Origin of the sequence: Cypionkella sp. (assembly GCF_034376685.1) — a bacterium.
GTDB lineage: Bacteria > Pseudomonadota > Alphaproteobacteria > Rhodobacterales > Rhodobacteraceae > Cypionkella.
The window spans coordinates 75,486-81,632 of record NZ_JAXMJJ010000012.1 but is presented as its reverse complement, the minus strand read 5'-3'; the positions used below and the strand labels follow the sequence as shown (position 1 = coordinate 81,632).

Sequence of the window (6,147 nt, the reverse complement as noted above, 5' to 3'; positions counted from 1 at the left end):
CGCCAGCCCAGGCAGGCGCGGCCAGATTACCTAGTGCGGTTTGCGGGACAAACCCCCTTGCTCAACGGCGTTCCGCCTTATGAGCAATGAACCGGAAAACTCTGCCCCGCAGAGTTTTCTTTCGGTTCGGGTCTATTTCTGCGCTGGTGGATCCAACTCCCCCGCCTGCGCCAGAAACGCCGCATATCGCGGGTCATCCTCTGCCCGCCTACCAGCCTTCTCGGCAATCGCGCGCACATGATCGGCACAGCACAAAGCGTGCAGCCTTGCCACATCGGGCAGCGCCATCACCTGTTCATGCAGCGCCTCAAACCGCGCCGCATAGCGGAACGCCGACAGATCCACCGCCCGCCCGCCATTGGCGGTTTTGAAGTATCTGGCGCGGTAGCGGTCTCCCAGCGCCACTGGCGATTTGGTGCCGTGTTTCAGGCTGTAGGTTTCTTCCGAGCGCAGCATGTAATGGTTGATCTGCGCGACGTCATGGCTGACCAGCGCTTCCGGCATCACCGTCAGATGGGTTTTCAGCGGGGCCCAGCGGGGCAGCTTTACGCCCTCGGCATTGACCCAGATGCCGCCCTCTTTGCCACGCCGCTGCGCCGCACGGTCATAGTCAAAGCCGCGCGGGCTGTGCTCGCCCAGATGGCTGAAGAATTTCACCTGCCGGAAGATCGACTTCACAAACCGCGAGGAACGATGCGTTGCCTCATGGGCATGGGTGAACTGGCGGTGCACCGGGCGGTCCTCAAAGCTTTTCCGCCCCGAGGTGCCAAACACCCGCCAATTCAGCGACATGCCCAGATAGGCGGGCTCGGTTGTCGACAGATCAATCAGATCGCCGATCAGCCCTTCGCCGCGATGGATCACCAGAAACTCGTCGACATCGCAGATCATCAGCCAGTTGCAGCGCCGCACCGCCTTGTGGCTCGCCGCCGCGTTCAGCTTGGCGCGGGTGATGCGCTGGCCGGGGGCTACGTCATGGCGGATGTGATGCACAAGGCCCGCCGCTTGCAGCGCGTCCAGCAGTTGCGGCGAATGGTCAGTGCAGTTGTTGGTGACCACCACCGCATCGGTAAAGCCCAGCATGCGATACCAGCACAGCCATTCCACGATGAATGGTCCCTCATTCCGCATCGAGGCTAAAGCTGTAATCCGCACGCCTGTCTTGTCTTTCTTGTTGGGCCGACCGGGTTGGCCTTTGGCCCTAAGCTGAAGTGCGGCTTGGGGCAAGTCAAGCGGGGGACTGGCGGGCATATGCGGTCAAAGATTAAGAATTCCTTAAAGTTCCTATACTATACCATTGATATAAAACACTTAAAAATGGTCCCGAGTTGGGACCACCCGCCCCGGCTTGCATCCCCGCGCGCAGCAGGGCATTTATAGCAGGCAAGCGGCAAACCGGGCGGATCTGATGAAACTCTTTGTAGGCCTCGGCAACCCCGGCGCGAAATACGCAGGCAACCGCCACAATATCGGCTTCATGGCCGTGGACCGGATCGCCGAAGATCACAGCTTTTCGCCGTGGCGGCGCGGCTATCAGGGGCTGGTATCCGAGGGGCGGCTGGGGTCGGAAAAGGTTGTCCTGCTGAAGCCCGAAACCTTCATGAACCTCTCCGGCCAATCAGTGCGCGCGGCGGTGGATTTCTTCAAGATCGACCTCGCCGACATCACCGTGTTTCACGACGAGCTAGACCTCGCCCCCGGCAAGTGCCGCGTCAAACAAGGCGGCGGTCATGCAGGCCACAACGGGCTGCGCTCGATCCACGCCCATCTCGGCGAAGCCTACGGCCGGGTCCGCCTTGGCATCGGCCACCCCGGCCACAAGGATGCGGTGGCGGCCTATGTCCTGCATGATTTCGCCAAGGCCGATCAGGACTGGCTCGACGATCTTCTGCGCGGCATCTCGGACGGCGCGCAAGCCTTGGCCGAAGGTGACGGCGCGCGGTTCATGAATGCGGTGGCCTTGCGGGTGGCCCCGCCAAGATCGTCGGCGAGTGTCGAGAAGCCTGTGAAACCAGCGCCTGTTGCAGCGGTGAAAGCCGAACCTGCGGTTGAGATCAGCCCGATGGCGAGGTTGAAGGACTTCTTCCGCTAACGTCCCAGCTCGATCAATTCTGCCACCGCCTCGGGGTTCAGGCGGTAATGGCCAGTGATGGGAAAGTCGAACAAACGATCCTCTTCCTGCGCTCCGGCCCCGATGTTGTGCAGGACTTGCGGGCGGGTGCCATCATCGCTGCGGGCATCCGAGATAAGACCGATATGCGGCAGGTTGCCGGGCAGCATCCACGTCACCACATCGCCGGGGTGGTAGTCGGCAGGGTCGCGGCTGACGGGCAGGTCTGCGCCGATCCGGGTGAACAGGGTTTGCAGGTTGGGCACGCGGCGGTGGTCGATGTTGCGGTCGGTGGTCTTGAGGCCCCATTGCTTGGGGTAGGCCGAGAAATGCGCTTTCATGTCGCGGTTCACGGCCAGTTGCAGATCGACACCCCAAGCGGTGCGCAGGGCGCGGATGATCACATCGGTGCAAACGCCGTGGGCGGGGTCCACATCGCCACCGGGGAAAGCAAGGCTTTGATAGCTGGGGTCGTAGATCGTGGTGACGCCGACTTGCGCACGGGCGGCCCTGATCAAGGCCGGGGCCTCTTGGGCGGCGGCAGGCAGGGCGAACAGCAGGGAGAACAGGAGGCTACGCATGGCAGGATGTAGCCAAAGCCCGCTGTGAGCCGCCAGCACAGCTTTGCGGTCCGGCACCTTTCCGCCAAGCCGGGGATCGGCTATGCAGGGCTATGGCGATCACCCTGACCTCATTGGCCGACCTTGCCGCGCACGGCTTTGATGACATCATCGACGCCCGCGCCCCTGCCGAATATGCCGAGGATCATCTGCCGGGGGCGATTTCTTTGCCCGTGCTGGACGATGCCGAGCGGGCGCAGGTGGGCACAATTTACAAGCAGGTCAGCCCGTTCACCGCGCGCAAAGTCGGTGCGGCGCTGGTGGCGCAGAATGTGGCCAAGCATTTGCAAGGGCCGTTGGCGGATAAACCGGGGGGCTGGCGGCCTTTGGTTTATTGCTGGCGGGGCGGACAACGCTCGGGGTCTTTTGCACTGATCCTGGGCCAGGTTGGCTGGCGGGTGGAGACGATTGCGGGCGGCTATAAGGCGTGGCGGGCCTTGGTGGTGCAGGCGCTGTATGATGCGCCGTTTCCCTGCCCGGTGGTGGTGCTGGACGGCAATACCGGATCGGCCAAGACCGAAGTGCTGAACCTGCTGCCCGCGCGCGGGGTGCAGGTTTTGGATCTTGAGGGTCTGGCGCGGCATCGCGGTTCGGTGTTTGGTCATGTCGGGGCGCAACCGTCGCAGAAGGCGTTTGACTGCGCTTTGGCGATGGCGATCTCGCGGCTGGACCCGTCAAGGCCGGTGGTGATTGAGGCCGAAAGCTCGAAGGTGGGCGACTGCCGTTTGCCGCCGGGGATCTGGAAGGCGATGGTCGCGGCGCCAAGGGTGGCGATTGCAGCGGATGTGGCGGCGCGGGCAGAATATTTACTGCGCGCATACGGCGACATGGCGGCGGATGGCGCGCGGCTGGTGCGGGTGATCGAGCAGTTGCGGCCCTTTCATGCTGCCGAGCGGATTGAGGCCTGGCAGGCGATGGCCGGGGCGGGGGCCTTTGTGGATTTGGCGGCAGGGCTGATGCAGCATCACTATGACCCGCGTTATGACAAGCACCGGGCGCGGATGCAGGCGCGGTTTGTCGAGATTGGGGCGCAGGGCTTGGATGATCTGGGGCGGTTGGCGGATCAGGTGGCGCAGGCGGTTCGGGCGGTGATCTAGCGGAACCGGCGGAACGCTCTGCGGGGAGTATTTTCGCCAAGATGAAACCGCTTGGCGCAAGGTTAGTCTGCGAGGGTTATTCGGGGCGGGCCTGCGGTGATTTCGCCAATGAGGACGGCACCGGGGATGGAGCTCAGCAGAGTTTCGGCGATGTCGGGCGGGACGGCTGCAAGCAAGCCCCCGGCAGTTTGCGGATCATAGAGTAGGGCTTTCAGCGCGGTCTCGGGGCCAGTGATGCGGCCTATAGTGGCTGCGCGGTTGGCCGGGGCAAGGCTGGAGGCTTGACCCGCAGCGGCCAGAGCGAGCGCTCCGGGCAGGGTTGGGATTGCGTCGCTGTGCAACAGGGCGGCGGTGTTTGAGGCGTCGAGGATTTCCAGCAAGTGGCCTGCGAGGCCGAAGCCTGTCACGTCGGTCATTGCATGGGCATGGGGCGCGAGGATGGCTGCGACGGGGCCGTTGGGTTGGCTCATCTGGTGCAGGGCGACCGCGACCGCTTCGCCAAGGATCAGGCCGGGGATTTGGGCCATAGCCATTTCAGCGGCCATGATGGTGCCGGAACCGATGGGTTTGGTGAGGATCAGCCTGTCGCCAGGCTTTGCGCCGGATTTGGTGATGGCGCGCTGGGCAAGACCGGTGACGGTGAAGCCGATGGTGAGCTCGGGGCCGATCGCGGTGTGACCACCGACGATATCGGCACCGGCGGTGCGGAACACCTCTGCCGCCTCGGCCATGATTTCGGCCAGCATTGTGGCGGCTTTTTCGGGGGAAAGCCGGGGCAAAGTGATCTGCGCGAGGGCGATTTGCGGCGCGGCTCCCATTGCCCAAATGTCGCCCAAAGCGTGGACGGCAGCGATGCGGGCCATCAGGCGGGGATCGTTGGTAAGGCTGCGCAGATGGTCGGTGGTGATGACTTGCACGCCACCGGGGACGCGCAGGATGGCGGCATCGTCGCCGGGGCCGGAGATGACCTCGGCGCGTTGCGGTTTTGGCAGGGCGACAAGGGCGGTGGCAAGGTCGGATGCGCCGAGTTTCGCACCGCAGCCGCCGCACAGTGGTTTGTCATCGATGAGGTCGCGCAGGCCGGGAATGGCGGGATTGGGTAAGGGCTGATGCATCGGAGGATAGCTGGCGAATTTCGCCATGAATTTCCGGTCGATGCGATCTTTCCAGCGCCACAGCCATGCGCCATCCAACGGCAGGCCCCATTTGTCGGCCACAGCGGCTTTGTGGCCGGTGGAGATCAGTTTGAGATAGTCACGCTGCGGTTTGAAGGCTTTGAGCGGCTGTTCCAGCAAAGCGGCGCGCAGGTTGTGCAGCAGGATGGGCGCGGCGCGGACGGCGTAAACGCCGGCTTTCGGGCGTGGCGCGAAGCCAAGATGGGCGCAGTCTCCGGCGGCGAAGATCGCGGGATCGGAGGTTTGCAGGCTGTCGGAAACGGTGAGAAAACCGTTGTGCAAGCTGAGCCCGGTTTCACCAAGCCACGCGTGGGGGCGGCTGCCCACGACCGAAAGGGTGAAATCCGATTGCAGCTGTGTGCCATTGGTGAGGGTGACGGCATCTGGTGTGATGGCCGTGGGTTTGGCATCGGTGAGCAGGGTGATGTCGGCGCGGGCAAGGTGGGCCAGCAGGGCATTGCGGGCCCCGCGCCCAAGGCCGGGCAGGGCGGTGGGGCCTTGTTCGAGCAGCGTGACTTTGGCGCCGGGCAGGCGATGTTTGCAGGCAAGCGCCAACTCAACTCCGCCGACGCCTGCGCCGATCACAGTGACCTGCGGCGCGGGCAGGGTGCGGGCGACAAAGGCCTGCCACTGGGTCGCGAAATCACCCAAGGGTTTGGCGGCATGGGCGTACTGGGTGAAACCGGGCAGGTCTGGCAGGTCAGAGGTGATGCCGATGTCGATGCTGCACAGATCATAGCCGAGGGGCGGGCGATCGGCGAGATGCAGGCGGCGGGTTTCGCGATCCAGCCCCGTCACGCGGTCGAGGATCAGTCGGGCGCCCGCAAAGCGCGCAAGGCGCACGAGGTCAATCATGATCTCATCGCGGGTATAATGGCCCGCAATCAAGCCGGGCAGCATCCCGGTGTAGGGCGCGGCGGGGTCGGGGTTTATCAGGGTCAGGCGCACGCCGGACAGTGGCTTCATCGCCCACATGCGCATCACAAGCGCATGGGCGTGTCCGCCGCCGACCAGCACCAGATCTTTGACAATGGGGAAGTTGGCGGGGAAATCGGCTTGCATGGCGCTCTCGGTTGCTTGCGGAACTTGGTAGCCCTGTGCGACCGGAAACACCATGCTTTCGCGGATGGGGCGATGGCAGGTGC

At 64.0% G+C, this 6,147-nt stretch carries 5 protein-coding genes; 2 read left to right on the top strand and 3 right to left on the bottom strand.

Going from position 1 to position 6,147, the window contains the following annotated elements; genetic code table 11:
* Window positions 1-132 precede the first annotated feature (132 nt).
* Window positions 133-1,251 carry a glycosyltransferase family 2 protein gene (locus U1A24_RS03480; protein ID WP_322320601.1) on the bottom strand — a complete coding sequence of 373 codons (1,119 nt, stop codon included), beginning with the start codon at window positions 1,249-1,251 and terminating at the stop codon, window positions 133-135.
* A gap of 157 nt (window positions 1,252-1,408) precedes the next feature.
* Here U1A24_RS03480 and pth point away from each other — a divergent pair, with 157 nt between their 5' ends.
* Window positions 1,409-2,092 carry an aminoacyl-tRNA hydrolase gene (gene pth / locus U1A24_RS03475; protein ID WP_322320600.1) on the top strand — a complete coding sequence of 228 codons (684 nt, stop codon included), beginning with the start codon at window positions 1,409-1,411 and terminating at the stop codon, window positions 2,090-2,092.
* On the opposite strand, the gene U1A24_RS03470 is transcribed toward pth, so the two are convergent.
* Window positions 2,089-2,691: a DUF1287 domain-containing protein gene (locus tag U1A24_RS03470; protein WP_322320599.1), complete on the bottom strand. Its 603-nt coding sequence runs from the start codon at window positions 2,689-2,691 to the stop codon at window positions 2,089-2,091. The genes pth and U1A24_RS03470 overlap by 4 nt on opposite strands.
* 92 nt (window positions 2,692-2,783) lie before the next feature.
* On the opposite strand from U1A24_RS03470, the gene mnmH reads away from it, so the two are divergent.
* On the top strand, window positions 2,784-3,827 hold the full coding sequence (mnmH, locus tag U1A24_RS03465) for a tRNA 2-selenouridine(34) synthase MnmH (protein ID WP_322320598.1): 1,044 nt from the start codon (window positions 2,784-2,786) through the stop codon (window positions 3,825-3,827).
* Window positions 3,828-3,889: 62 nt separating this feature from the next.
* Here the strand turns inward: mnmH and selD are convergent, their stop codons facing one another.
* Window positions 3,890-6,118 (bottom strand): selenide, water dikinase SelD, encoded by a 2,229-nt coding sequence (selD, locus tag U1A24_RS03460; protein ID WP_322320597.1) that lies wholly within the window; start codon window positions 6,116-6,118, stop codon window positions 3,890-3,892.
* Window positions 6,119-6,147 lie beyond the last annotated feature (29 nt).